The organism is Streptomyces sp. NPDC059895, from assembly GCF_042731035.1.
Taxonomy (GTDB): Bacteria; Actinomycetota; Actinomycetes; order Streptomycetales; family Streptomycetaceae; genus Streptomyces.
The window spans coordinates 1-24,747 of sequence record NZ_JBHWKO010000012.1 but is presented as its reverse complement, the minus strand read 5'-3'; the positions used below and the strand labels follow the sequence as shown (position 1 = coordinate 24,747).

The following is a 24,747-nucleotide window of genomic DNA, read 5'->3' as shown; positions in this document are numbered from 1 at the left end:
ACCGGGTGACGGCCCCGCCGGCCCGCGCTCCGCACATCTGGACGGCGATGTCGAGAACCCGCGGCCTGCTCCGTCCCCGGGGTGAAGGCGACCACAATGGGTCGCACCAGCACCGAGGAGAGACACGATGGCCAAGTACCTGCTGCTCAAGCACTACCGCGGCGCCCCGGCCCCGGCCAACGACGTGCCCATGGACCAGTGGACGCCCCAGGAGATCTCGGCCCATGTGGGGTACATGCGGGACTTCGAGGCCCGGCTGGAGGCAACCGGCGAGTTCGTCGACAGCCAGGCCCTCGCCCCCGACGGGTTGTGGGTCCGCTACGACGGCGAGGGCCGCCCGCCGGTCACCGACGGCCCGTTCGCCGAGACCAAGGACCTCGTCGCCGGCTGGATGGTGATCGACGTCGACAGCCACGAGCGCGCCGTCGAGCTGGCCGGGGAGCTGTCGGCCGCCCCCGGGGCGGGCGGGAGGCCGATCCACGAGTGGCTCGAGGTGCGCCCGTTCCTGACCGCGCCGCCCACCGTCACGGAGTGACCCCGTCGATGGACGGGGTCCTGCTCCGGAACCTCACACCGAGCGTGCTCGCCGCCCTCGTCCGCCGCGGAGCCGACATCGGGGCGAACGCCCGGACCGCCGCGGGCCGTGCCCCGACGCCTCCCGGCCCGCGTGGCTCCTACCGCGGTGCGAGGGCCGCGAACACTGCCCGCGCGGCCGTTCCGTCAGGCCAGGTCCACCCGGCGACGAGGTGTCCGCAGGTCCGCGGCGCGGCCTCGACCGGTCGCAGGACGCGGTTGATCCGGACGTCGGAGCCGTCGCCGGGGCCGGTTCCGTGCACGGTGACGGTCGGGTCGGGGGTGTCGCTCTCGCTCTGATGCTGCGGCGTCGCCTCACCGCGCAGGAGGGCTCGCAACTGCGCCGAGACCACCGGGTCGTGGACGCCGTCGTAGATCCACCGGGTGCCGAGCACCCCGTGCTCGGAGGTGCCGATCAGCGCCTCGCCGGGGACGCCCTCCAGCGCCGCGCCGCGGTAGCCCATCGGCACCAGGTACGCCACCGGCTCCCGCGCGGTGGCGTCGGCCACGACCATGAACTCGATCCCGACCTCGCCCTCCGGGTCGTCCAGACGGAACCCGCCGGCCTTGAGCAGCTCCGGCGTTCCCGCGTCGCCCACGTACCAACTCTGCTTCGGCAGCCAGCCGGCGAGCAGCTCCAGCTTGGTGGGTGTCATGGTGGTGCGGTGTACAAAGGCCATGCGAACTCCCTCACGCGCAGGTCCGGGCCCGTCCTCCGACGGGATGTGATCGAACCTATAGGAACCCGCTGTGCCGCCTGAGCCGAGGAGGCGGCAGGGTCAGATCAGGCGGAAGAGGTCGGCGGCGGCGTGGACGTCGGTGAGGTCCTCGACGGAGCGGAGGTTGTCGCACAGGGCCTCCAGGACCGAGCCGTCCTCGGCGGCGCGTGGGGCGCCCATGGCCACGCCGAAGACCCGGAAGCCCAGCCGGTGCTTGGTCTCGTTCCAGCGGCGCATCCACTCCTCGGTGACGCCGCAGTCGTCGTCGGTGATCATGACGATGTCGCCGCGTGCGCGGGCACGGTACGGCCGTGTGCCCGGACGTCGGCTCACCGATGGCCGCCCCCGCTCCTCCGAACGCCGCGAGGCGCTCACCGGCACGAGTGGTGTGGGCGCGGGCCACGGCACCCGCCGGCAGGGGACGGCGTGGCGGTCCCCAGCGGCGCACGGAAGGTGCGCGAGCCCGGAAGGGACGGGCCTTCCGCTCGTCTCCGAGGGGCCGTCAGGTGGTCCGCGCCGTCGCTCGCGTTGCGCCGTCGGGGGGAAAACGCACCGGGGTGCGGCGTGCCTCACCCCGGAAAAGACTGAGGGCGTGCTGACGCGTTCCGGCCCCTGCCCGCCCGTGCGATCGAGGTTTCCCGATGTCTCCATGCCGCCCTGCCCCTCCGTCCCACGGGACAGGACACCACGTCGTCCGCTCCGACCCGAACGGACACGACAGGTCCCGCGCGCGCCGCGAGCGGATACGGCTCGCCCTCGCATGCTCGGCAGCGGCCGCGCTGCTCATGGGCTGCGCCGCCACCGGCCCGCACACGACCGGTGACCGGGCCGGACACCCTTCCCCCGTGAACCAGACGTCCCCGACGCCGGCCGACGGCCGTCCGGCCCGTCCCGCGCCGGACGGCCGCGGCACGCGCACGTCGGCCCCGACGTCCGCGGACAGCGCGCTCGCCCGTGCGATGGAACCGATCCGGACCCGCAGCGGCATACAGATGTCGGTCGCCGTCCTGGAGCCCGCGACCGGCCGGCGGGCGGTGTACGGCTCACGGCCGCACACCACCGCGAGCCTGTCGAAGGTGAACATCCTGGCGGCCCTGCTGCTGCGCGCCCAGCACGAGGACCGGTCACTCACCGGGTGGGAGACATCCACCGCTGCTTCGATGATCCGCAGCAGCGACAACGACTCCGCGGACGCCCTGTGGCGGTGGATAGGCGCCGGCCCGGGACTCACCGACGCCAACAAGACGCTGGGGCTGACCTCCACCCAGGCGGGGCCGGGTTTCCACTGGGGCCTCACGCGCACCACCGCGACCGACCAACTGCGACTGCTGAACGCCGTGTTCGCCGACCGGTCACCGCTCAGTGGAGCCTCACGCCACCTGATCCAGACCCTCATGAGCCAGATCGACGACGACCAGGCCTGGGGGGTCTCCGCGGAAGGCACCGGCCGGCAGCTCAAGAACGGATGGCTCCAGCGCTCCCACTCGCACCGCTGGGCCATCAACAGCATGGGGCGGGTCACGGCGCACGGAAGCACGTTCCACCTCGTCGTCCTCTCCTACGGCAGCCCCAGCATGGAGCACGGCATCGCCGCCGTGGAGCGAGCCGCGCGGTCGGCCGTCCATGCCCTGTGCGGCACTCCTCCTCCCGTGTCCCCGATCATCCGCTGACCCCTCTTCCGCCGTGGCGGGGCAGCCTCCCCCGGTGGGCCCGAGGACGGGCGGACCCGGCGGGGCGGGACCTCCGACGGCCGTCTCCGCGCGCCCGGCGCGCCCGGCGCGGCTCGCGTCCCGCCCGTCACCGCACCGTGCGCCGCCTTTTCGACCGGACCACCTCCAACGGCCCGAAGGCACACGGCCGTTGTCCCGCATTCACCTTTCAGACGTGAGCCCGTTGCCCTAAGATCACCTGCGGCGGGCCCCCCGCCAGGTGCCCGCACACCACCGATCGGCCGTTCCGCCGACCACAAGGGAGAGGTGTGCGCGCTCAGCGAGGGGAAACACACGACACCGGCCGGGGCAAGGCCGCCGCCACACTGCGACCGCCCACGCCCCCGGTCGCCGCCCCGGCAGCCGGGCGGACCGGCCTGCCGGCCACGGCACCGACCGATCCGCAGGCGATGCTGAGGCTCCAGCAGACGGCGGGAAACACGGCGGCCGAGCGGATGGTGAACGGCCGGAGCCGGCACCCCGGCCAGACCTCCGCTCCTCGCCCCACCGCCCGGGCGCCACGTCTCGACACCGTCGACGAGGCCGCCGAGTACGACCTCGTCCTGCCGCCCTACCTGACCCGACTCCAGGCCGGCGGACTGTCCTTCGTGCACGGCCTCACCGGCCACGGCTTCGTGCGGGACGAGGTGGTCCGGGTCGCCGGCCCCTCCGGCGAGGCCGACCGCATCGCCGGTGAACTCGCCACCCGGCCCGAGACGTTCTTCGGGCGGGGCCGCTCGTTCGTCGTGAAGACCCGCAGCGGCCTCTACGACGTCGCGGTCTTCATCGCCCCCGACACCACCGACGCGCCCGGCACGTTCCTGGCCCCCGGAGCCCCGCGGCAGGTCGTCGACGCGCGCGCCGCACGGATGAGCGCGGCCGACCGGGAGGCGGAGACGGAGGGCGCCGACATCAAGGTGGACAGCCTGCGCAACTCCGCCGGCAGCGGGAACAGCGGCACCCGCCACACGGGCAACACGGGCCTGCGCGGCTCGGGTTCGGTCCTCGCACCGGTACAGCCCGGGCTCTGGGCGGGCGCGGCCCTCGCCGGAGACGTCGGCCTCACCTCGTCCACCGAGACGCACAGCGCCACCACCGTGTCCGAGCCCAGGACCCTGCGCAGCGACGGCGGATCCGTCGAGGCGCTGCGCCATGTGCGCTTCCACGTGCGCATCACACGCGGCGACCGCACCCGGAGCCCCGCCCCCGCCCCGGTGAGCGGGCCCGGCACCCTCACGATGCGGGTGCCGCGCGAGCACCTCGTCCCCCGCGGCACCACCACCCCCGGCCACGCGGCCCCCCTGCCACCCGCCACGGCACACGGGACGGCGCTCGCCGACTCGCTGGCACCGCTCGCGGTCACCGACGCCGGCGAGCCCCACGGCGGCGGAGGCGGGCTCTACGACAGCGTCGCCTCCGTGCTCCACCCCCGGCTGACGGAACTGGGAGCCCCCGGCCGCCCGTACCTGTACGAGGCAACGTCCGCGACGACGGTCACGGAGGACCTGCCCCGTCTGCTGGCCGGCTGGGTGACGGGGGAGGACCTCACCTCCCTCGACGGCACCGTCCGGGGAACGTACCGGATGCGCGCGGACATCCTGTCCATGGCACCGGCCTGGAGCATCGGCAAGACCCAGCTGCGCACCCACCAGCAGGTCGCGCACAGCGTCTCCGACACCACCCGCGAGGGCGGCAGCGCCCGGCTGGGCGCCGGTCCGGCCCTGGCCGTGGGAGCCCCCGGGACGGGACCGGCCCTGCGGCTGTCGCAGGTGACCCTGCCCGGGGTCGCGCGCAGCCGCACCGTCAAGGCCGAGCGGGCCGCGACCACCCGTCAAGGAGCCGAGGTGCGCGGTGAGAAGGTGCTGTACCGCAGCACCGTCCGGCTGACGGTCGAGGGCACCGGCGACGGCCCCGCGACCCCGCGACGGGTCGCGCGCAGCGCCGCACACGACATCGACGTCCTGCTCAGCCTGCGCGCGGAGGAGGCGCGGTCACTCGGACTGCCCCTGCCCGAGGGCGTCACCGGCGGTGACCTGTACACCACCGTCGACGAGAAGGGCGGGAAACTGCCCGAGCGGCAACTGCCGTTCGCGGGCATGGGATCGAGCGTCGCCCTCGGCCGCTTCGACTCCGCACCGCTGATCGCCGCCGTGGAGCGGCTGTTCGCCACCGACCCCAGACTGGACGGCTACCTCCCCGCGGAGTTCCTCGCCCCCGCCGCGGCGGCTCGGCCGCCCGGCCCCGCACCCCACCGCCAGGACTCCTCACGACCGTCCGCGGAGGAGGCCGAGCAGCAGCGCACCAACTACCGCACCCTGGTGGCCGTACTGTCCCAGACCAACATCCGCGCCAACAAGGACCAGCTGCTGTCCACCGGCATCCCCGTCCGGCTGCGCCGCAAGACCCTGGGACACGCCCACGACGTCCAGGTCCTCGTGACCGGCAGGCTCGGCCCGATCGCCTACCTGGGCGAGACCAAGGACTGGCTGGTGCGCAGCAGCTCCGGCGTGAGCAGCAGCTCGCAGACGGGACAGTCCAGCTCGCGCGAGATCGGCACCCGGTTCGCGCTCCAGTTGCAGATCGTCCCGGGCAAGGTCTCCGGCGGGCTGACCGCGGAGAGCGTGCTGCACTCCGGCCGGTCGACGCAGGCCGGACCGGCCGTCCGCGGCGACTCGCTCAACAGCGGTTCACCCGACCGCAGTTCGTTCGGCGCCACCCTCGACCTCGGGGTCAGGGTCACCCGGGTCACCCGGGAGCGCAAGGCGATGCGCACCCTCACCCCCGGCAGACCGGGACGCCATGAGCCGGAGGTCGAGGAGATCGCCTCCTCCGCCGGCGCGGCCGCCGGCGACCCGCTGCACCTGGCGGGCCAGGACGTACGGCTCACCACCCCCACCGGCTTCACCGTGGGCGGAGCCGAGGGCGGACGGCTGCGGGCCAGGGCCGCCGAACTGCGCCGTATGCCCCGGCCCGTCGACGTGGCCGGCATCGGCGCGCTCACCGGAGGAGCCCTCCAGGTGAGAGGCCCGCAGGTCCGCGACTGGTCCTTCGTCGAGACGGTCGGCGACGGCCGCGCCGTGCGCGCCCTGGCCTACCGGCTGCTGTCCCAGGCCGCCGTCCGCAACACACCCGGCCGGGCGGACGACGCCTTCGCCACCGAGGGCCTCGCCCCGCGGCAGGCCATCGACAACCAGCTCAGCCCGCAGTCCGTCACCGCGGCGCTGCGGCAGGCCGTCGGGACCGGCTGGGTCGTCGACAACCTGCGCTACCCCCGCAGGGTCAAGTCCCTCACCGGCGCGGTCGGCACGCGTTTCGCGCTCACCCGGCCCCGTGTCGTCACCACCGCACAGGGACCCGGCACCGAGAACATGTCCCTGGGCGGACACCAGGCCACCGGCCAGAAGTCACGCACCGTCACCCACTCCTACGGCTACGGCGGCTCCGGACGGGAACAGGGAGACCACTGGCAGATGGGCGAAGGCCTGTCGGGGAGCAGGGCCACCCACCGCGGCACCGCGCAGGGCGTCTCCCTCACCGGCACGGTCGAGCGCAACGCCGTGGTCCCCAGGGGCCGCACCTTCTACCTGGTCCAGTGCGACCTGCTGGTGCGCATGGTGGCCGAGGTGTCCTCCGGACCGGCGAGCCAGGGTGTGTCCGCCGCCGAACAGACGATGCCCGGCGCGGTCGGCCTGTGGCTGAGCGAGGACCAGCTCGCCGCGGCGGGACTGCGGCCCCCGCACGCACACGACGGCGAACGGCCGCAGGACACAGGCCGGCCGCAGCAGACCCGCCCGCCGCAGGACACGGCGGCCACGCCCGCCCCGGGCCACGCGCCGGCCGGAACCACGAGCACGGACACCCAGGACCCCGCCCCGGCGGGCACGGACCGGGCGACCCCCCGCGACACGGCGCGGGACAGTGCGCCGACGCCCCCGTTGCCGCCGGCCCTCGCCCGTGACCTGCCACTCGGATTCGGCCTGATCGAGGACATGCCCGACCTCGTCCCCCTCCTGCGCGACCTGCGGGGGAACATCCGCGACGCCGGACTCGCCGCGGCACTGCTGCCCGAACGCCAACTGGACGACCCCTACGGCAACGTGCAGAGACTCCTGCGGATCCTCGACCGGGACGGCGCCGTCGGCCTGCTGTCGGGAGCCATGGACGGCGGTGTCGCGGTCGAACTCTTCCGCAACCGTGTACAGCGCTACCGGGCCGTGCTGAGCATCCGGCGCACCGGCGACGCCCGGCCGGTCGGACGCACCGACGGGGACCGCGACATGGAATTCGCCACCGTCGCCGTCATGGACCGCACGGAGAACTCGGCACGGGGCCGCACGATCGGCGCGAGCGCCACGGTGGCGGGAACGGGCGAACCGAGCAGCGGCGCCGTCGACAGCAGCGCGGGCACCCTGGGCGGCGGCGCCGTCACCTCGGCGGCGCGCAGGACGGGGGAGACCTCGCGCACCCAGGTCGGTATCCGCACCATCATCGACGCGAGCGCGCCCTCCGTCAGGATGAGGGTGCCGATCACGGTTGAACTGGCGCTGTTCTCCTCCGACGGGCGGGTCGCGCGAGCCGAGATCGGCGACAGCAGTCTCGTCTACCGCGCGCTGGAGAAGGACATGGAGGCCCTGTCCCGGCTGCGGCCGGTGACGGCCCCCGGCGCGGGCACCGGTCTGCGGCGGACGACGCCCACCTCGCCCGCCGACCTGCGGACCTGGCGCAGCCGCGGCGCGACCCTGCCCCTGGAGGTCCAGGTGAACGGCTTCCAGGGGGCCGGACAACTGCGCACGGCCATCGGCGGCGCGGTCCGCGACGCAGGCGGCAGCGAACGGTTCGATCCGGCGGCCCTCAGCCACGCGGCCTACGCCCAGTCGGAGTCCGTCTCCACCGAGTGGCTCATGGCCGCCCTCCCCCTGCTGGTGTCCGCGGGCTGCAGCCTCCCCGTCAACCACCACTCCGGTCTCGAGGGCCAGGACCTCGCCTGCTCACTGCACGCCCGGCTGCGGAACGGCCGTGTACTGGGACGCAGCGACACCACGATCTTCGAGACCGTGGCCCAGAGCGGCCCCGAGGAGGGCCGCGCGGCCGCCACCGACCTCCACACCGGCACGGACCACGGACGCGGCACCCGCGGCCACGGCGGCGCGGGACCCCTGCTGACCGACCCCGGCCGGATGACCGACGCCGTGCTGACCGGCGCCCAGGCGTCCGACCTCTCCACACTCGCCGGACACGCGTCGGGAACCGTGCCGCTGAGCAAACCCAAGACGGAGTCGGTGCTCGTCCAGTTCACCGCCGAGTTCCGTGTCGTCGCGGACATCCACAACCGCCTCACGCAAGGCATCCGGCCCCGCGGCCGCAACACCGCCACGCGCGACGTCGTCCTCAGCCACCCGCTCGTGGTACGCGTTCCGCTGCCGGCCGCCCGCCGCATGCTGACCGGAACCACCGCCGCTCATGTGTCGGACCCCCTGCACGTCCTCACCCCGGCGGACGACGACTGACCGGACCGTCGCCCCCCACCGCGTGCCGGGCCGGCCCCGGGCCGTGACGCGTCCGCCGGCCCGGACCGACGCGGTCAGCGGTCGAGGAGCCGGTGGTCGAGCGCGGCACCGACGTCGGGGCAGTTCGTGCGGATGGTGTCGAGGAAGGCGTCCAGTACCGGGGAACGGTCCCGGGCGGTGAAGGAGAGGACCAGGTCGGGCAGGGGCGTGCGCGGGGTCACCTCGCAGAACCACGTGCCCGGACGCGGGGCCGACAGCATGCGGGAGGGCCCCAGACCGACGCCCACACCACAGGCGGCGAGGCCGATGATCGTGTGGATGTCCCTCGCGACGGTCGCGCCCGACAGGGCGGGGGAGTCCTTGCCCAGCAGGGTGCGCAGCCCGGCGAGGACCGTGGGCTCCTCCTCGCCGGGCGCCACGATCAGCGGCTGCTGCCGCAGTTGGTCCACGCTCACCGACGGCCGGCCCGCATAGGGGTGCCTGGTGCTCACCACCGCGACCAGGTGGTCGTGTCCGATCGGGACCGACACCAGGTTCTCGGCCCCGGCGCCCCGTGGCCGGCCGAGGGTGATCGCCACGTCCAGTTCACCGGTGACCAGGGCGGCGGTGCTCCGGCTGGTGGCCATCTCGTGCAGTTCCAGCCGTACGTCGGGCCGTTCGCGGCCGAACCGGCCGAGGACGTCCGGCAGGGGTTCGAGCAGCGCCGAGGCGATGAAGCCCAGGCGCAGCCGGCCCGTCTCACCGCGCGCGGCCCGGGCCGCGTCGACCGAGGCCGCCGTGATCTCGTCGAGCGCCCTGCGCGCCCGCGCGAGGAAGGCCGCGCCCGCCGCCGTCGGGAACACCCCCTGGCGGGTGCGGTCGAACAGCCGGGCCCCCACCTCGCGTTCGAGGTCGGCGATCTGCTTGGACAGCGGAGGCTGCGCGATGCCCAGGGCGCCGGCCGCCCGGCCGAAGTGCTCGTGCTCGGCGAGGGCCAGTGCGTAACGCAGGTGCCGCGCCTCCATACCGGCCTCCCCGGCCATATCCCGTGAGTATCGTGGGCCAGCTTGCCAGATCTTCCACTGGATGGCGGGGGCCGCGGTCACGTGGAATGCAGGCATGACAGACCAGACAGACCTGACAGACCTTTCCGCCACCCGCACCGTCTTCGTCCTCGTGCACGGCGCCTGGCACGGCTCCGGGCAGTGGGCGGCGACGCAACGCGCACTCGCCGGACTCGGTGCCGCGAGCGTGGCCGTCGACCTGCCGGGGCACGGCTTCGACGCACCGCTGCCCAGCGGATACCTCCTGCCCGGCCAGCCGGGCCTGCTGACCGAGAAGTCCCCGCTCGCCGGCGTGACGATGGACGACAGCGCCGAGAGCGTGCTGGACACGCTGCGCCAGGTCCGCCACCACCACCGTGTCGTGCTCGTCGCGCACAGCGCGGGAGGCGGCCCCGCGTCACTGGCCGCCGAGCGCGCGCCCCAGCTCGTCGACGCCCTCGTCTACCTGTCGGCCTTCGTCCCCGCCGGACGGCCGCGGTTCTTCGACTACCTCGGCTCGCCCGAGAACGCCGCGGCACGGGGGCAGAGCCTCCCCCTCGGCGACCCCGGGGAACTGGGCGCCGTACGGATCAACCCGCTCTCACCGGATCCCGCCTACGTCGAGGAACTGCGGCAGACCCACTACCACGACACCCCGCCGGACCGCTTCGACCGCTGGCGCTCGGCGCTCGGCACCGATCTGCCGCTGGCGATCCCGACGACCCCGGTCTCCGTGACCGCCCCGCGGTGGGGGCGGATACCGCGGACCTTCCTGCGCTGCGCGGACGACCGGGCGCTGCCGCCGGCCGTGCAGGACCTGATGATCGCGGAAGCCGACCGGGCCGTGCCCGGCAACCCGTTCACCGTGCGCACCCTCCCGGGCAGCCACAGCCCGTTCGCCGCCCGGCCCCGCGAGCTCGCCGCGGCTCTGCTGCCGTGAGCGGCCAACGCCTCGTGCTGCCGGTGGTGCTCAGCGCCACCTTCGCGCAACTGCTCAACGTCACCGTCGCGCAGGTCGCCGCGCCGGCGATCCGGGACGGCCTGGGGGCCGGCGCGGGCACCGTGCAGCTGGTCCTGGCCGGGTACACCCTCACGTACGCGTGCCTGCTCATCCCCGCCGCGCGGCTGGGCGACCGATACGGCTACCGCCGGCTGTTCCTGGCGGGCACGGTGGTCTTCACCGTGGGCTCGGTGGCCGGCGCGTGTGCCCCCGACACCGCGTCACTGATCGCGGCCCGACTGGTGCAGGGCGCGGGCAGCGGCCTGGTCGCCCCACAGGTCCTGTCGCTGATCCAGGCCACCACCCCCGCGGCACGCCGGCCGCGCGCCCTCGGCCTGTACGGCGCCACCATGGCCGTCGCGTCGCTGGCCGGGCCGCTGACCGGCGGACTCGTCCTCGACGCCGACCTCTTCGGCCTCGGCTGGCGGCCGGTCCTCCTCCTCACCGTGCCGGTGGCCCTCGCCTCGCTGGCCGGAGCGGCCGCGCTGCCCCGCACACGCGGCGCGGACGGACAGCGCGTCGACAAGCTGGGCGCGGTGCTGGTCACCGTGGGATCCGGCGCGCTGGTCCTGCCCCTGGCGCTGGGGCGGGAGGCCGGCTGGCCCTGGTGGACGTGGACCGGCTTCGCCGTGGCCGCGGCCGCCCTCGGACACTTCGTCCGGAGCCTCCCCCACCGGCCGGACCCCCTGATCCATCCCCAGGTGTTCCGTGACCGGCCGGCGCGACGCGGCACCCTGCTGGTGTTCGTGTTCAACACGGGAGTCCCCTCCTTCACCTACCTGCTCTTCCTCCACCTTCAGACCGCCGTCGGGTACTCGGCGGCGGCCGCCGCACTGACCTCGGCGCCGTTCGCCGCCGCCGCCGTCCTGGGCAGCCGAGCCGCGCCCGCCCTCACCCGCCGTCATGGACCGACCGTCCTCACCGCCGCGTCGTCGGTACTGGCCGGGATGTCCCTGGCACTGGTCCCGCTCGTCGGCTCGACGGCCGGACGCCGGGCCGCACTGCCCGTGCTGGCCGTGGGCGGAGCCGCGTTCGGCGCGTTCACCGCCTCGGTGTTCACCCTGGTGCTGGCCGAGGTGCACGGCCCCGCCGCCGGCTCGGTCTCCGGGCTGCTGCCCACCGCACAGCAGCTCGGCGGATCCATCGGGGTGGCCGCGGCCGGACTCGCCTACTACGCGCCCGCCGACGACGCGGACACCGCCTTCGGGCACGCCATGGCCTACCACGCGACCGTCTTCACCATCACCGCGCTGACCAGCCTCCGCCTCCGCGACCGCCCCGGACCCGGACCCGGACCCGGGCCCGGATCCGTGAGCAGACGCAGGGGGGGGCCGTCAGGGAACGAGCCCGCTGCCGTGACCGGGTCGGTGCCCCGCACCGGGCCGGCGCTCGGCCCCGCCCCGTGCGGCGTCGCCGGACGACAGGGCCTCTAGCGGCAGTACGTGTCGGTGCCGGGCCGCTGCCCCGTCGCCAGGAAGCGGGAGACCGTGGCATCGCCACAGGCGTTGCCGTGGGCGAGGTAGGCACCGTGGCCGGTGGAGTTCACGGTGACCATGACCGCGCGCCGGCCGAGTGCCTCGCGCAGCTCGAGCGCGCCGCTGAGCGGAGTGGCGACGTCCCGTTCGTTCTGCACGAGCAGGATGTTCGACGGCCCCCGGCCGGTGATGCGCACCGGCGCCCGCCGGGGCGGGTACGGCCAGGCGGCGCACGGCATCGCGTTGCGCGGCATGCCCGCGGTGAGCGGGTACTTCACCCGGCTCTCGGTGACGTCCTTCTGGTACTCGGCGGCCGTGCGGGGCCAGGCGACGTCGTTGCAGAGCGTCGCGGCGGCGACCGCGGTGACGTTCTGCAGCACCTCCTCGGGCGGGGCGGCCGGCGCGGGCGGCACGGTGCCGTTGCGCGCGGCGTTCATCAGCTGAGCCAGGACCGGGTACCTGCTCGGCGAGTACAGGCTGTCCAGCATCGTCTGCCGCAGCACATCGCCGTTCAGCTCCTCGGGGTTGGCGACCGGCCAGGGGACCGGCTCGCGGTCGAGACGGGCGGCGAGCCGCAGGAACAGCGGCCGGACCTCGGCGGCCGTCTGCGCCACCCGGTACGGGCCGGGCTGCGACGCCCAGGCCGCGAAGTCGGGGAAGACGTCCCTTACGCCCCGCTCGTACCCGGCGAGCCAGGCGCGGGCGACCCTGGTCGGGTCGGGATCGTCGTTGCTGTCGAGTACCACGCGGTCGGTGCGGTCGGGGAACAGCTCGCCGTAGACCGCGCCGACGTACGTCCCGTACGACACGCCCCAGGCGGAGATCCTGCGCTCACCGAGCGCGGCGCGGAACCGGTCGATGTCACGGGCCTCGTCGACCGTGCTGAGGTGCCGTATCAGCTCCCCGCCGTCGCGTGCGCAGGCGTCCGCCATGCGCCGGGCGGTGACGAGGTTGCGGCCCACCGACCCGTCCGGGGCGGGCCAGGGGCGGGTGACGGAGGGGGCGAGGTCGGCGTGGTCCAGCCCGCAGCTGACGGAGGTGGACGGCGCCAGGCCGCGCGGGGCGAAACCGATCAGGTCGTAGGCGTCCCGCACCTCCTGCGGCAGCTTCCGCCCCTTCCCCGACGGGGCGTCGAGGCTGGAGCCGCCCGGCCCGCCGGGAATGAGCAGCAGGGCGCCCCTGCGGGCCGCGGGGTTCTCACTTCGGATGCGGGAGACGGCGATGTCGATGAGGGGACCGTCCGGGTCGGCGTGGTCCATCGGCACCTGGACGGTGGCGCACTGCTGGCGGGGGTCGACGCGCAAAAAGCGTCCGTCCCGACGGTGCGGTCCGCGGGCGGGTCAACCTGCGTCCACGGGCAAGTGACGTTTCTGTGGTGAAGTGGCTGCGCCGTCGGAGTGAGTAAAGCTTTCCCGGGGCGCATCCCAAAGGCTGGGCCCGAAATCATCTGCGTTGAGCAAAGGCTGCCGTGTCGCGGCAGTCTCACACCGGCCTGTGTGCCGTCCAGCGTGCAAAGGACCTCAACGATGACGTACGGAAGCAGACTGCGGGCGCAGATCAACGCGCCGGGCACCACGCCACTGATCGGCGTCTACGACATGTACTCGGCGTCGATCGCCGCCGAGCACTACGACGGGATGTTCGTCTCCGGCTTCGGCTTCGCCGCCTCCTACTACGGACTGCCGGACATCGGGTTCATCGCCTGGCCCGACATGCTGGCTTTCGTCCAGCGGCTGCGCGGCGCGTTCCCCCACCACCATCTGCTCGTGGACATCGACGACGGTTACGTCGATCCCGAAGTGGCCTGCCACATGGTGCAGAGCCTGGAGCGCGCCGGAGCGTCCGGGGTGATCCTGGAGGACCAGAAGCGTCCCCGCCGGTGCGGCCACGCCGACGGCAAACTGGTACTGCCGCTGGAGGAGTACCTGGAGAAGCTCAAACTGGTTCTGTCCACCCGCAAGGACCTCCTCGTCGTCGCCCGTACGGACGCGACCGAGGAGCACGACATCCTGCGCCGGGCCCAGGCCCTGGCCGCCACGGACGCCGACGTCGTCCTGGTCGACGGAGTCCGCAGCGTGGAGTGGATCGAGCGCGTGCGCGAGGTCGTCGGGGGCAAACCGCTCCTGTTCAACCAGATCGCCGGCGGCAAGTCCCCGCGCCTCTCGCTCAGTGAACTGGCCGACCTCGGTGTCGACGTCGCCATCTACAGCACGCCATGCCTCTTCGCCGCGCACCGGGCGGTGGACACGGCCCTGGCCGAACTCCACCTCGCCGACGGCCGTCTGCCGGCCGTGGAAGCGAACGCGATCGGTGTGAAGGAGTCGACCGAGCTGCTGACCAGGAACCTCACCCGTCATCACCCGGTTCCCACCGCACGGGAAGGCGCCGGCGTGTGAACGTCAAACGGACGAGTGCGGCCGCCTGTCTCGCCCTCACCCTCCTGGGCTGCGCCCAGCCCGCCGGCGCGGCCGAGAGCCTGATCACCGTGCTCGACAACTCCCACGCCGACTCCGTGGTGGAAGTCGACCGGACCGCGAACCTCCAGAGCGGCAGCGGAACCGCCGGCAGCGACCACGACGGCAGCGCCGTGGACGTGGTCGAGGCCCTGGTGCAAGGAGGGACTCCGGATACGGAAGACGGCGACTGACGCCGTCACCGGCGGGACGCGGACGGAGCCGCCGAAGCCATCGGCGCGACGCTGACGTACCCGGTCTGCCGGCGGACGCTTTCCCGCAGGGCCGGCTTTCATTCCGGACCGAATTACCACGCACAAACCCCCCATGGGGATGTCGCGGAGCGCGCTCACCTTTGAACAGACCCGGTCGAAGTCAGTTGTATGGACAGTGGGTCGGCGTCGATCCGCACAAATGGGTGGGGTGCACCGATGGCCGGTGCACCCCACCCATTCCTGAACGCCCTGCGGACGCTCTACCAGCGATACCAACGGCCCCGCTTTCCGCCTGCGCCTGTGGAGCGGGCGAAGAATCCGACGAGCCACAGCACCAGGACGATCACGGCGATCCACCACAGTGCCTTGAGGGCGAATCCGGCACCGAAAAGAAGCAGGATGAGCAGCAGAACCAGTAGCAGGGGAACCATAGTTATCAACCTCCGTCCCGCCGTCTGCCCCGCGCTGCTACCCGCACACGCGGAAGACGCGGGTGTTTTTTCCGAACGGGTCGGGGAACTCGTGCGCGCGGTCGGCGCATTCGTATCGCCCGGGCCGATAGTGGAAACCCTTCACGCGATGAGTCCCTGACCGACATCCCCCTCATCGTCCACCGTGCGTCTCGGCCGGCCGGTGAGCGGCCGGGGCGGGACGGGCCGGGGCGCTGCCGAAGGTTGGTGGGGGTCGCGGCACGGTGTGATCGTGTAGATGCGTCGGGGGATCGACGAGGGACACGGTGGTGACGTCGGCCCGCAGCGCGCACGTCAGCGCACCGGGGATCAGGGCGATGGCGCAGCCGGCCGCGACCAGGGCCAGTTTGCCGAGCAGGTCGGCCGCGGTGAGGTCGATGCGGGGGCTGACCCCCGAACGGGCGGCATGGTGGCGAAGCAGCGCCGCCGAGCCGTCGTTGTCCACCCAGGTCTGGCCGGCCAGTGTCCGTATGTGCACCGGGCCGCGCCCGGCCTGTGGATGGCCGACGGGCACGACGACGACCATGTCGTCCAGTCCCAGGAACCGCCGGTCGACCCGCGGGTCGTCGGGGAGCCCCGGTGGCGCATCGGTGACGACGGCGAGGTCGAGATCGCCGGTGATCACACGGTGGTGCAGTGACGCGCTCAGCCCGGGCAGCAGGCTCCACCGGAGGGATCGGGTTCGCTCCAGCAGCCCCCGGATGGCCTCGGGGACGACGCCCGCGGCCAGAGAGGGGGTCGCACCGACGGCCAGCAGCCGGTCGAACCCTCCGTCACGAACGTCTCGTGCGCGCGCACGGCGCGGTCGGCCTCGGCGAGCGTGGCCAGGGCGTGGCGCCGGAACACCTCGTCGGCGGGTGTCGGGCGCACCCCGCGCGCATGGCGCTCCATCAGGGGCACGCCGACCTGCCGTTCCAGCCCGGCGATCTGCCGGGACACGGCCGACTGCGTGTGATTGAGCTCGGCCGCCGCCGCCGACAGCGACCCGAGCGCCAGGACGGCTGTACCGACATCGCCGCCGCCCTCCGCCGCTCAGCCCGCGACTGCCGTCGGCCCCTGTCAGCCCTTGGCCTCACCGAGCTGGAGGTTCCCGGCACGGCCGGGCGGCCGATACCGCAAGAGGATGTTGCCCGATCGGAACACGGTCACCGCCCCGGCCCCACCGTCTTGGGCACGGCGTTCATGAAGGCCGCGACCTCCGGCAACCGCTGCGCGGCACCGGCCGAGGTCCAGACCTCGGCGAAGTGCTCGAAGGTGCGCCGGCCCAGTAGCAGGGCACCCACTTCGCGGGTCTGGCGCAGGTTCCAGTCGAAGAACTCCTCGTCGTACAGGCCCCAGTCCAGTTCCCCGCCGGGTCCCTCGTGATAGCCGTCGAGGGAACAGAACAGGAACGCGGACACCTGCTGCTGTCCGCCATGAGGTGTCGAGCCGCCACTCATCTCGTCTCCTTCCAGTCGTCGCTGCATCAGACAGACTGGCACCGAAGGCAAAACTCAGCGGACGTGCCCCGGCTCTGCTCCCGACCACCCCGGACAGAACGCGTTCACGCGAAGACCCTGACTGCCCATCCATGACGGGACGTCACAGATCACCGGATCTGAAACAGCTTCTGACGCTTGCGGCTGCCGCCCCGGCTGCGACTGCTGCTGATCCCCTTGTCCTGCTGAGGTGTGCGGCTGGGGCAACCAGAGCCGTGAAGAACGTGGCCCCTGGTGCGCCAGGGGTCAGCGCTCAGGCTTGGGGGGCCGTCGCATCAGCGCGGCCGTGGCCTGGTCGAGGGTGACCTTGTCGTGCAGCAGGGCGGAGATCACGTCGGTGATCGGCATCTCGACGTCATGGGCGTGGGCCAGGGCGAGGATCGCTTCGGCGGACTTGACGCCCTCGGTGGTCTGCCGGGTGGCGGCCGTTGCCTCCTCGACGGTCAGCCCCCGGCCGAGGTGGGTGCCGAAAGTGCGATTTCGCGACAGCGGAGAGGAGCAGGTGGCCACCAGGTCGCCCAGGCCGGCAAGCCCTGCGAGGGTGGCCGGGTGGGCGCCCATGGCCACCGCCAGCCGTGTGGTCTCCGCCAGGCCGCGGGTGATGAGCATGGCCGAGGCGTTGTCTCCCAAGCCCATGCCGGAGGCGATGCCGACCGCGAGGGCGATGACGTTCTTCACCGCGCCGCCCAGCTCGCAGCCGGTCACGTCGGTGCTGGTGTAGGGGCGGAAGCAGGAGGTGTGGCACGCCTGCTGGAAGCGGCGGGCGGCGTCCTCGTCGGGGCAGGCGACGGTGGCCGCAGCGGGCTGGCCGTCCATGATCTCGCGCGCCAGGTTCGGGCCCGACAGCACCGCGACCCGGTCCGCGCTCACGCCGGTCACCTCGGTGATGATCTGACTGGCCCGCAGACGACTGCTCTGCTCGATGCCCTTCATCAGGGACACGATCACCGTGTCGGGCCCGATCCGCGGCGCCCACGCGGCGAGGTTGGTCCGCAGGGTCTGTGCGGGGATGGACAGCACCAGGAAGTCCGCGCCGGCGAGTGCGGCGGCCGGGTCGGTCGTCGCCGTCAGGGCGGCGGGCAGCTCAACATCCGGGAAGTAGCCGGGGTTGCGGTGCTGCGTGTTGATCGCGTCGGCGATCTCGCTGCGGCGGGCATGCACGATGACATCGGTGCCGGCGTCGGCCATGATCTTGGCGACAGCAGTGCCCCAGGACCCGGCCGAGAACACTGCCGCACGGACACAACGACGCTGAGTCACTGCGGAATCCTCACGTCGGGACAGCGGCCGGGCCCGGTCATCGTATCGGCCGCACCGAGCCCGGCAGAGTGGGCAGCACCTGGTACGTCTCGCACAACATGCTCGCAACAACTCGCCCAAGCTGTGTCAGCCCATCGCCCCGGCTGTCTCCACGAGAAGGTCACCCTCGACGAGGCCGTGGCGGCGCTGATGCAGCGGCCCTGCAAGCCCGAGCGCTGATCCCGCCGAGTCCACGACCGCGTCGGCAGGGCTGACCGGCCTGGTCAGGTGTGTCAGGTGCCCAGCAGCCGGTGCAGGGCGCGGCGGGCGCGGGACGGGGCGAGCGGGTCGTGCTGAAGCTGTAGGAAATGGTTGAGGGACAGCATGATTCCGACGAGTTCGTAGATCAGTTGGCCGGGGTCCGTGTCCGCCGGCAGGTCCCCGGCCTCGATCGCGCGTCGGACGTGGAGACGCAGATCGCGCTGCCACAGTGCGTTCATGCCCGCGACCGCGTCGCGCACGGGTCCGTTCCGCCCGTCGAACTCCGCCGCCGCCGCGGTGAAGAAGCAGCCGCCGGGCAGCACGTCCCGCTCCAGATACGACACCCACGCCTCGCACACCGCGCGCAGATGCGGCAGTCCCGGCGGCACCTCCCGCACCCGCTGCGGCACTTCTCGGGCGAACAACTCCGACGCGGTGTCGACGACGGCGAGTTGGAGGCTCTCCTTGGTGCCGAAGTGGCCGAGGACGCCGGCCTTGCTCATACCCAGCTCGGTTGCGAGTCGGCCGATCGTCAAGCCCTGGAGCCCTTCCACCGAGGCGACAGCCAGGCTGCGGTCCAGAATGCGCTGCCGGGTGCGGCGCGTCTCCAGGACCGAGTTCCTTGGGCTCATGGGGGTTGATGATAGCCACCCCCTCCTGTTGAGCGTCCGACCGATCGGTCGCTTCCGCGGTGACGGGATCCGGATCGGTGCGTCGACACCGGAGGTGACGAACACCTCGGCGGCGGCGGTGAGCACCGTCTGCCGGTTGCGCCGGGCGTCGGCCCGCTTGCTGCGGGCCGATGGCTCCCCGGCCGGTCCGTCCGTAGGCATCACGTCCTCCTTCGGCACCGCTTGACAAAGCGGAGCATCGTTCCGGATAGTAAGTGGAGCAGTGTTCCGTTTTGGCTTGGGCGAAGCGGGACGCTCTCTACCGCCCCGTCCGTCGCCGGTCCCACGAGACCCGCGGCCGGCGGGGGCCACAGAAGGGGAACCAACGCATCGTGAACGCCTCCACTGACACCGCCACCGCCGACACCCTGGGCGCGCCCGTTCCGGTCCTGTCCTTCGGTCCGGTGGTGCTGTCCGTACCCGGACGTCCCGTGGACATGCATGTACGGGTCTCAGCACCCGCGACCGGAACCGGACTTCCCGTCATCCTGCTCTCTCACGGTCAGGGCCCCTCGAACAACCTCTCCTCCCTGAACGGCTACGCGCCGCTCGTCAACTCCTGGGCGGCACAGGGGTTCGTCGTCGTCCAGCCCACCCACCTCACCTCCCGGACTCTGAGCCACCTGGTCGCCGACGCCCCCGGAGCACCCTTCTTCTGGCGCTCGCGTGCCGAGGACATGACACACATCCTCGACCGGCTCGACGTGATCGAAAAGGTCGTGCCGTCGCTCGCCGGGCGGATCGACCACACCGAGGTCGCCGTTGCCGGACACTCCTTCGGCGGCTTCACCTCCAGCCTCCTGCTCGGCGCCCGGGTCACCGACCCCGACAACGGGGAGGAAGTGAGCCTTGCCGAGTCCCGGATAAGGGCGGGTGTGCTGCTGGCCGCGCCCGGCAGGGGCGACGTCCTCAACGGGCCCCTGGCAGACGCGCTGCCCGTCTTCCGGACCATCGACTTCTCCACGATGACCAGGCCCGCGCTGGTCGTCGCCGGCGACGAGGACGACTCCCGGCACTTCACGGACAGGGGACCGGACTGGCACGCCGACCCCTACACCCTCAGCCCCGGCCCCAAGTCCCTGCTCACCCTGTTCGGCGCGGGGCACGCACTCGGCGGGATCCCCGGATACGACGCCGCCGAGACCACGGACGAGAGCCCCGGGCGAGTCGCCGCCGTCGGGCGGCTCACCGCGGCCTACCTCCGCTCCGAGCTCCACCCCGGCGACAACACCTGGCAGACCGCACGCGAGGCGCTGGCGACCGGCCCCGACCCGGTCGGACGGGTCGAATCCAAGTAAGCGGTCCGGATAACCCTTTCCAACCGGCCGTCCAGGCACGGCAGGAACAGGCGCCCGTCGTCCAGGAGCCCCCATGCCGGCGATGGAGCACGGGGGACCGGGGGGTGACGCCGACCGGCAAGCAGTCATGCCGATCGACAGCCGGCCACCAGCCGCCCCTTCCGGGCTCAGCCCGCAAGCCGCCCGTTGATCGGCGGCCGTGAGTGACATGTGGAGACCGGCTGTCGTGGAGGTCCGCCTTCCCCGGGCCACGTACGCTGCACCGGGAGGTGGCTCCGGGTCAGGTGCCGGAGCCACCGGTGGACCGGCCGCGCCGGTGGAGGATCAGTCCTCGTTCGGGTCGAGGACGCGGCCCTTGAGCTTGATGGGGCCGGCGGCCCCCACTCGGAGCTCGCCATCGGTGTAGCGGCCCGGTGCCGCGCCGTCGACGGCGGTGACCTGGGCCGCGTAACCGATGCACTCCTGGTTGGTGGACAGGGACGGGTTGTGGGTGAAGGTGAGCGTGCGGCCCCCGTTGCCGAGGGTGCCCTGGGTGGTCTGGAGGTTGCCCTTCGCCTGGAGCGTGTTGACGTCGTGGTAGGCCCAGGAGAGCCAGCTGGTGAAGACGAAGCCGGTGGGTGCCTTGAGGGTGAAGGTGATGTTGCCGGGGTTCACCGGGTCCGGGACGGTGCTGAGGATGCCGAAGCTGAGGTGGGCCGGCACTCCTCCGGGCGCGTCCTCGACGATGCCCTGCTGGAGGATGTACAGCTTGTTCTCGGCTCCCGGCTCAACGGATGCCTCGGTCTGCGTGGCCATGATGTCCCTTCTGGGGGTGGGGGGTGTCCGCGTGGGCGGATCCGCCGGTGGCGGGCTTGAGGGGGGTGCTCGCTCATGGGCCGTCGGGGCCGTCGGGGTCGTCGACGGAGGCCTTGAGCGGGCCGGGAGGCGCCGTGGCGGTCGGCGCGTGGTCGGCCAGGAGCGGACCGAGGACCACCAGGGCGCCGAGGACGATGTCCTCGTAGAGGTAGAACCCCGCTTCCAGGGGCGGCAGTTCCTCATCGTCAGCGGTGCCCTCGGCGCCGGAGTCCGCGGCGGTGGCGTCTGCGGCGGTGGCGTCCGCGGCGTCGTGGGTCTCGTCCTGGGAAGCGGGCTCGCTGAGCAGGTCCGTGAGGTCCTGCGTGGCGCCCCGGAAGGCGGCCCGGGCGGTGGTGGCCAGCAGGCGCAGGGGCAGGTCGAGGGCGGCGGCGGTGCGCTGGCCGGGGATCAGTGTCGTCGCGGTGGGTGCCGCCTCCGCGGTGGCGGCGAGCCACTGCACCGGCAGGGAGCAGGCGGAGATGATCCGCTCGGTGGCCATCAGGGGCGGTGGGTCGCCGTCGACCATGAGGTCCTCCCACTCCATGAGGTCGAAGAGGAACTGGCCTCCCTTGTGGAGGGGCCAGGGCCGGACCGTGTCGAGCAGGACGCGGGCGCGTTCGGGATCGCGCCGGCGCAGTGCCACGCCGTACCGGGCCAGCGTGCACAGGCCCCGGCGCAGCCGGCTGTTGCTCTGGCCGAGGAAGGCGAGGGCCCGGTGGTCGGTCGGGGTCAGCGGGCCGGTGTCGGCGGGGCCGGACGGCGGCGGGGGAGCGGTGGTGGTCACAGGGGCCTCGAGGTGACGTAGTGGGCGATCTGCCGCAGGACGGCTTTGCCTTCGTTCTCGGGGATGACACGCAGGTCTTCCTCGAAGCGCGTGATGCCTTCGGCGGCGAGCCGGTCGGCGAGGTCGGTGGCGTATTCGATGGAGCCGTGCCGCCGCATGGCGGAGAGGAGTTCCTCGGCGTGCTGCTGGGTCTTGTCGGTGCGGCGCCGGCGCAGGATGTCGAGGAGGCGGGGCCGCTCGTGGGCGTACGCGGTGCGCATGAGGTGGATCAGCATCACCGTGCGCTTGCCTTCGAGCAGGTCTCCGAGGGGCTCCTTGCCGTAGAGGGCTTCCTCGCCGACGAGGTTGAGGATGTCGTCCTGGATCTGGAAGGCGATGCCGATCAGGCGGAACGCCTCGTCGAAGCGGCCCAGTACGGCCGGGTCGGTGATGCCGGCGCAGACGGCTCCGATGCGGCACGGGCTGATGCAGGTGTACCAGCCGGTCTTCTTGGTGCTCATGGTGAAGTAGGCGTCGTCGGCCTCGGGGACGACGTCGTGGCGGATCCATCCCAGTTCCATGGCCTGGCCCTCGACGGACTCGCGGCACATGTGGATCGCTTCGTGGATGAGGCCCAGGGTGCGGGCCAGACCCAGCGTTTCCAGGTTGGACAGGACGGCGTCGACGGCGAGCAGGTTCAGGCCGTCGCCGACGTTGACGGCCAGACCCAGGCCGTGTTCCTCGTGCATGGTCGGCAGGCCGCGCCGGTGGGTGGACTCGTCGGCGATGTCGTCGTGGACGAGGAAGCCGTTGTGGAACAGTTCCAGTGCGGCGGCGGCGCGTACGGCGTCGTCGGGGCGTCCGCCGAAGGCGGCGCAGGCCGCGATGGTCAGGGTGGGCCTGAGGCCCTTGCCCTGCCGGGCGGGGTAGGAGCGCATGAGGTCGTACAGCTCGGCGCGCGGCTCGCGGTCCGGCAGCAGCCGGTCGATCTCCTCGTTGGTGCGGGCCCGGCACCGGCGCATGGTCTCCATCAGGTCCGCGTCCCGGACGGTGTCCGGCAGTGACCAACTCGTGCCGGCCCGTCCGTCCCACAGCAGACGCGGGGCCCTGACAGTGGTGTCGCCGATCAGCGCGGGCGATGCGGGCGCTTCCTGGGGGGAGCGCCGGGCGAGGAAGTCCAGCGCCGTCCAGTCGACCGGGTCGGCGGCCGGTTCCCGGGCGGCGGGTGCGGCGTCGCCCCACAACTGGGGGGCCTGTTCGCGGTAGGCGCCCCAGAGTTCCTGCATGCTGCGCAGCCCCGCCGCACGCTGGGACAGCAGCGTGAAGGCCCGCCACACGGCGAGGGTCTCCTCCTGGGCACCGCGGATGTCGAGGCTGTCGGGCAGGACCTGGTCGACGGGTGGGTGCTGGAGGTCGAACAGCAGGTTCATCGCCCGGTTGTCGAAGGCGACCTCGACGTCCGGATCCGGGCAGCGGTCCTGGCGTACGACGATACGGCTGTGCCGTGCCGTGAGCGTGGCGTGGCTGCCGTCGTTGAAGTGCAGGCCGAGCTGGATGCCGCGCAACTGGTCGGCGGCGGCGGCGAGGATGGCCGGCGCCCGGTCGGACAGGGCGGCGACGGTCTCGTCCAGCAGTCGGGCGCCGGTGAACGCGGGCAGGGTCTCAGTCACGGGCGCCACCTGCGAACTCCACGATGCCCTCGGTACGGAAACCGATACGGCGCCCGCCGACCCGCCCTTCCACCGTGCACGGGCCGAGGGTCTCGTGCACGCTGAACGGGTGCAGGCTCGTCTCGGAGGGGTTGGCGATCCGGCCGGCCGTGCGCGAGCGGAAGTCGAGGACGAGACGGTCCTCGCCGAGCCGGGCGGTGATCAGCAGCCGGCCGGGTACCGGGGCCATCGGCGGGGTGCCCAGCACGTCCGCCAGCGGCGGCACCATCACCACCCGGTCGCGGTCCAGGGCACCGCTGACCGCGACCCGCAGATTGCGGCGCGGGAAGTGACGGACCATCCGACCCTCGTGCCACAGCATCACCGACCCGTTGGCCGCGTCCGCCGGACGTGCGGGCTGGAGCAGGGTGAAGACCACCGCCGAGGGCGGGGCGGCACCGGCGGGGCCGGACGGGTCGTTGACGAATCCGAACACCCAGCCCCCCAGCGTGGGCCAGGACCACCGGCCGCGCACCCGTTCGTGGTAGCCCAGCAGGTCCGTCGCGGTGACCGTGCCGTCGCCGTGCCGCAGGGTTCCCTCGCCCAGCACGCCGGGCTCCGACTGCCAGCGCAGGTGCTCGTCCTCGCCGAAGGGGGCGCACTGCGAGGTGCACGGCCTGCTGGTCCGGGTCAGCCGCACATCGGCCGCCGGTGCCCCCGATCGGGCCGCCACCGCGAACGCGCCCGGCTCGCCGTGCGGATGCGGTAACCGGAACGCCGACCAGGGCCGTGCGGGCTGTTCGGCGTTGAACTGCGTCGAGCTCCAGCCGTGTCCCTCCTCGTGGACGAGGAGGATCGCCATGTGCTGTCCCTCCGCCGCCGTGCCGGTACCGCTGCGCCGCCCGGTGACCGGAGCACCCGGATCCGCGAAGACCGCGCCGGAGGAGGACCCCAGAACGGACAGGTTGGCGATCAGAGCCTGCCGGCCGCACCGCGACAAGAACGCGTAGTGCAGCCATCTGCGGTCGAGCGGATGGGTGAGCGGGGCATGCGGGAAGGGGCCCGGGGGCCCGAGCCTCGAGAGGGTCGGCGTGGACACATTTCGAAAGCTAACTCACCGTCCCCTCACTTGTCACAGCAAGTGACGTTCGGGCGGGTGACCTGGGAGCACAGAAACGTTTACTTTCATACTCGTGGTTTGAGAGCGCAAAGAGCCGTCCGGGATGGGTGGTCCGCCCCAGACGGCTTACGAACGGCTCAAGGGCCGGAGCGCTCGGCGAGGGTGTCCCTTGCGTGCCTTTGGCGGCGGCTAGTCCCAATGCCGCTCGGTTAGGGGTTCCGCTGTCGGCGCGATGCTCGGCGTTTCGATTGGTGATGCGGGTGCAGCCCTTGTAGTGGTTCTCGGGTCCGC

General features: G+C 72.8%; 19 protein-coding genes and 3 pseudogenes. 8 read left to right on the top strand and 14 right to left on the bottom strand.

Translation table 11 applies throughout. The features are described from left to right. The first annotated feature begins 127 nt into the window (after positions 1–127). Positions 128–535, top strand: coding sequence for a YciI family protein (locus tag ACFV9M_RS16425; protein WP_385063182.1), 408 nt, complete (start codon positions 128–130; stop codon positions 533–535). 139 nt (positions 536–674) lie between these two features. Here the strand turns inward: ACFV9M_RS16425 and ACFV9M_RS16420 are convergent, their stop codons facing one another. Next, on the bottom strand, positions 675–1,253 hold the full coding sequence (locus ACFV9M_RS16420; protein ID WP_385063180.1) for a 1,4-alpha-glucan branching protein: 579 nt from the start codon (positions 1,251–1,253) through the stop codon (positions 675–677). Between the two features lie 99 nt (positions 1,254–1,352). Further along, positions 1,353–1,592, bottom strand: a pseudogene (locus ACFV9M_RS16415) (hypothetical protein); the annotation flags it as partial. Positions 1,593–2,137: 545 nt separating this feature from the next. Between ACFV9M_RS16415 and ACFV9M_RS16410 the strand changes: the two are divergent. Together ACFV9M_RS16410 and ACFV9M_RS16405 are read left to right on the top strand one after the other, a co-directional pair. Beyond that, a complete protein-coding gene (locus tag ACFV9M_RS16410) occupies positions 2,138–2,962 on the top strand; it encodes a serine hydrolase (RefSeq protein WP_385063178.1) in 825 nt (274 codons plus the stop codon). Between the two features lie 308 nt (positions 2,963–3,270). Then, positions 3,271–8,508, top strand: coding sequence for a hypothetical protein (locus ACFV9M_RS16405; protein WP_385063176.1), 5,238 nt, complete (start codon positions 3,271–3,273; stop codon positions 8,506–8,508). Between the two features lie 74 nt (positions 8,509–8,582). On the opposite strand, the gene ACFV9M_RS16400 is transcribed toward ACFV9M_RS16405, so the two are convergent. After that, positions 8,583–9,512 carry a LysR family transcriptional regulator gene (locus ACFV9M_RS16400; RefSeq protein WP_385063175.1) on the bottom strand — a complete coding sequence of 310 codons (930 nt, stop codon included), beginning with the start codon at positions 9,510–9,512 and terminating at the stop codon, positions 8,583–8,585. Positions 9,513–9,606: 94 nt separating this feature from the next. On the opposite strand from ACFV9M_RS16400, the gene ACFV9M_RS16395 reads away from it, so the two are divergent. Together ACFV9M_RS16395 and ACFV9M_RS16390 are read left to right on the top strand one after the other, a co-directional pair. Further along, entirely contained in the window at positions 9,607–10,470 is an 864-nt protein-coding gene (locus tag ACFV9M_RS16395; protein ID WP_385063173.1) for an alpha/beta hydrolase, read from the top strand. Beyond that, positions 10,467–11,963, top strand: a complete 1,497-nt coding sequence (locus tag ACFV9M_RS16390) for an MFS transporter (RefSeq protein WP_385063171.1) — start codon at positions 10,467–10,469, stop codon at positions 11,961–11,963. Before ACFV9M_RS16395 ends, ACFV9M_RS16390 begins: the two co-directional genes overlap by 4 nt. Here ACFV9M_RS16390 and ACFV9M_RS16385 read toward each other — a convergent pair. Continuing rightward, on the bottom strand, positions 11,960–13,264 hold the full coding sequence (locus tag ACFV9M_RS16385; RefSeq protein ID WP_385063410.1) for an alpha/beta hydrolase: 1,305 nt from the start codon (positions 13,262–13,264) through the stop codon (positions 11,960–11,962). The two genes, ACFV9M_RS16390 and ACFV9M_RS16385, sit on opposite strands and share 4 nt — an antisense overlap. Positions 13,265–13,531: 267 nt before the next feature. Here ACFV9M_RS16385 and ACFV9M_RS16380 point away from each other — a divergent pair, with 267 nt between their 5' ends. Further along, positions 13,532–14,401, top strand: coding sequence for an oxaloacetate decarboxylase (locus ACFV9M_RS16380; protein ID WP_385063169.1), 870 nt, complete (start codon positions 13,532–13,534; stop codon positions 14,399–14,401). Continuing rightward, positions 14,398–14,652, top strand: coding sequence for a hypothetical protein (locus tag ACFV9M_RS16375; RefSeq protein ID WP_385063167.1), 255 nt, complete (start codon positions 14,398–14,400; stop codon positions 14,650–14,652). The genes ACFV9M_RS16380 and ACFV9M_RS16375 overlap by 4 nt, the downstream gene beginning before the upstream one ends. Positions 14,653–14,933: 281 nt before the next feature. Here the strand turns inward: ACFV9M_RS16375 and ACFV9M_RS16370 are convergent, their stop codons facing one another. From ACFV9M_RS16370 to ACFV9M_RS16345, 6 genes and pseudogenes are all read right to left on the bottom strand, one after another. Further along, positions 14,934–15,104 carry a DUF5670 family protein gene (locus ACFV9M_RS16370; protein ID WP_385063165.1) on the bottom strand — a complete coding sequence of 57 codons (171 nt, stop codon included), beginning with the start codon at positions 15,102–15,104 and terminating at the stop codon, positions 14,934–14,936. Positions 15,105–15,245: 141 nt separating this feature from the next. Further along, positions 15,246–16,139, bottom strand: a pseudogene (locus ACFV9M_RS16365) (LysR family transcriptional regulator). Positions 16,140–16,288: 149 nt separating this feature from the next. Beyond that, a complete protein-coding gene (locus ACFV9M_RS16360; protein ID WP_385063163.1) occupies positions 16,289–16,582 on the bottom strand; it encodes a dihydrofolate reductase family protein in 294 nt (97 codons plus the stop codon). Between the two features lie 285 nt (positions 16,583–16,867). Continuing rightward, complete coding sequence (locus ACFV9M_RS16355) at positions 16,868–17,881, bottom strand: NAD(P)H-dependent glycerol-3-phosphate dehydrogenase (RefSeq protein ID WP_385063161.1); 1,014 nt, start codon at positions 17,879–17,881, stop codon at positions 16,868–16,870. A gap of 272 nt (positions 17,882–18,153) precedes the next feature. After that, on the bottom strand, positions 18,154–18,753 hold the full coding sequence (locus ACFV9M_RS16350; RefSeq protein ID WP_385063408.1) for a TetR/AcrR family transcriptional regulator: 600 nt from the start codon (positions 18,751–18,753) through the stop codon (positions 18,154–18,156). Between the two features lie 69 nt (positions 18,754–18,822). Then, positions 18,823–18,954 (bottom strand): annotated as a pseudogene (locus ACFV9M_RS16345) (TetR family transcriptional regulator); the annotation flags it as partial. A gap of 170 nt (positions 18,955–19,124) precedes the next feature. Between ACFV9M_RS16345 and ACFV9M_RS16340 the strand changes: the two are divergent. Next, on the top strand, positions 19,125–20,090 hold the full coding sequence (locus ACFV9M_RS16340) for an alpha/beta hydrolase family protein (RefSeq protein ID WP_385063159.1): 966 nt from the start codon (positions 19,125–19,127) through the stop codon (positions 20,088–20,090). 324 nt (positions 20,091–20,414) lie between these two features. Here ACFV9M_RS16340 and ACFV9M_RS16335 read toward each other — a convergent pair whose 3' ends face one another. The 4 genes from ACFV9M_RS16335 to ACFV9M_RS16320 all read right to left on the bottom strand — a co-directional run bounded on the left by ACFV9M_RS16335 (position 20,415) and on the right by ACFV9M_RS16320 (position 24,435). After that, the gene (locus tag ACFV9M_RS16335) at positions 20,415–20,885 is read right to left on the bottom strand and encodes a hypothetical protein (RefSeq protein WP_385063158.1); all 471 of its coding nucleotides are present in this window, start codon (positions 20,883–20,885) and stop codon (positions 20,415–20,417) included. Between the two features lie 73 nt (positions 20,886–20,958). After that, positions 20,959–21,708 carry a hypothetical protein gene (locus tag ACFV9M_RS16330; protein WP_385063156.1) on the bottom strand — a complete coding sequence of 250 codons (750 nt, stop codon included), beginning with the start codon at positions 21,706–21,708 and terminating at the stop codon, positions 20,959–20,961. Beyond that, on the bottom strand, positions 21,705–23,357 hold the full coding sequence (locus ACFV9M_RS16325; RefSeq protein WP_385063154.1) for a polyprenyl synthetase family protein: 1,653 nt from the start codon (positions 23,355–23,357) through the stop codon (positions 21,705–21,707). The genes ACFV9M_RS16330 and ACFV9M_RS16325 overlap by 4 nt, the downstream gene beginning before the upstream one ends. Next, positions 23,350–24,435 carry a hypothetical protein gene (locus ACFV9M_RS16320; RefSeq protein WP_385063152.1) on the bottom strand — a complete coding sequence of 362 codons (1,086 nt, stop codon included), beginning with the start codon at positions 24,433–24,435 and terminating at the stop codon, positions 23,350–23,352. The genes ACFV9M_RS16325 and ACFV9M_RS16320 overlap by 8 nt, the downstream gene beginning before the upstream one ends. Positions 24,436–24,747: the final 312 nt, after the last annotated feature.

Coding starts and splice junctions, on each gene's coding strand:
- ACFV9M_RS16425 (WP_385063182.1), top strand. CDS start 128: ATGGCCAAGTACCTGCTGCTCAAGCACTACCGCGGCGCCCCGGCCCCG.
- ACFV9M_RS16420 (WP_385063180.1), bottom strand. CDS start 1,253: ATGGCCTTTGTACACCGCACCACCATGACACCCACCAAGCTGGAGCTG.
- ACFV9M_RS16400 (WP_385063175.1), bottom strand. CDS start 9,512: ATGGAGGCGCGGCACCTGCGTTACGCACTGGCCCTCGCCGAGCACGAG.
- ACFV9M_RS16395 (WP_385063173.1), top strand. CDS start 9,607: ATGACAGACCAGACAGACCTGACAGACCTTTCCGCCACCCGCACCGTC.
- ACFV9M_RS16385 (WP_385063410.1), bottom strand. CDS start 13,264: ATGGACCACGCCGACCCGGACGGTCCCCTCATCGACATCGCCGTCTCC.
- ACFV9M_RS16380 (WP_385063169.1), top strand. CDS start 13,532: ATGACGTACGGAAGCAGACTGCGGGCGCAGATCAACGCGCCGGGCACC.
- ACFV9M_RS16370 (WP_385063165.1), bottom strand. CDS start 15,104: ATGGTTCCCCTGCTACTGGTTCTGCTGCTCATCCTGCTTCTTTTCGGT.
- ACFV9M_RS16360 (WP_385063163.1), bottom strand. CDS start 16,582: ATGAGTGGCGGCTCGACACCTCATGGCGGACAGCAGCAGGTGTCCGCG.
- ACFV9M_RS16350 (WP_385063408.1), bottom strand. CDS start 18,753: ATGAGCCCAAGGAACTCGGTCCTGGAGACGCGCCGCACCCGGCAGCGC.
- ACFV9M_RS16335 (WP_385063158.1), bottom strand. CDS start 20,885: ATGGCCACGCAGACCGAGGCATCCGTTGAGCCGGGAGCCGAGAACAAG.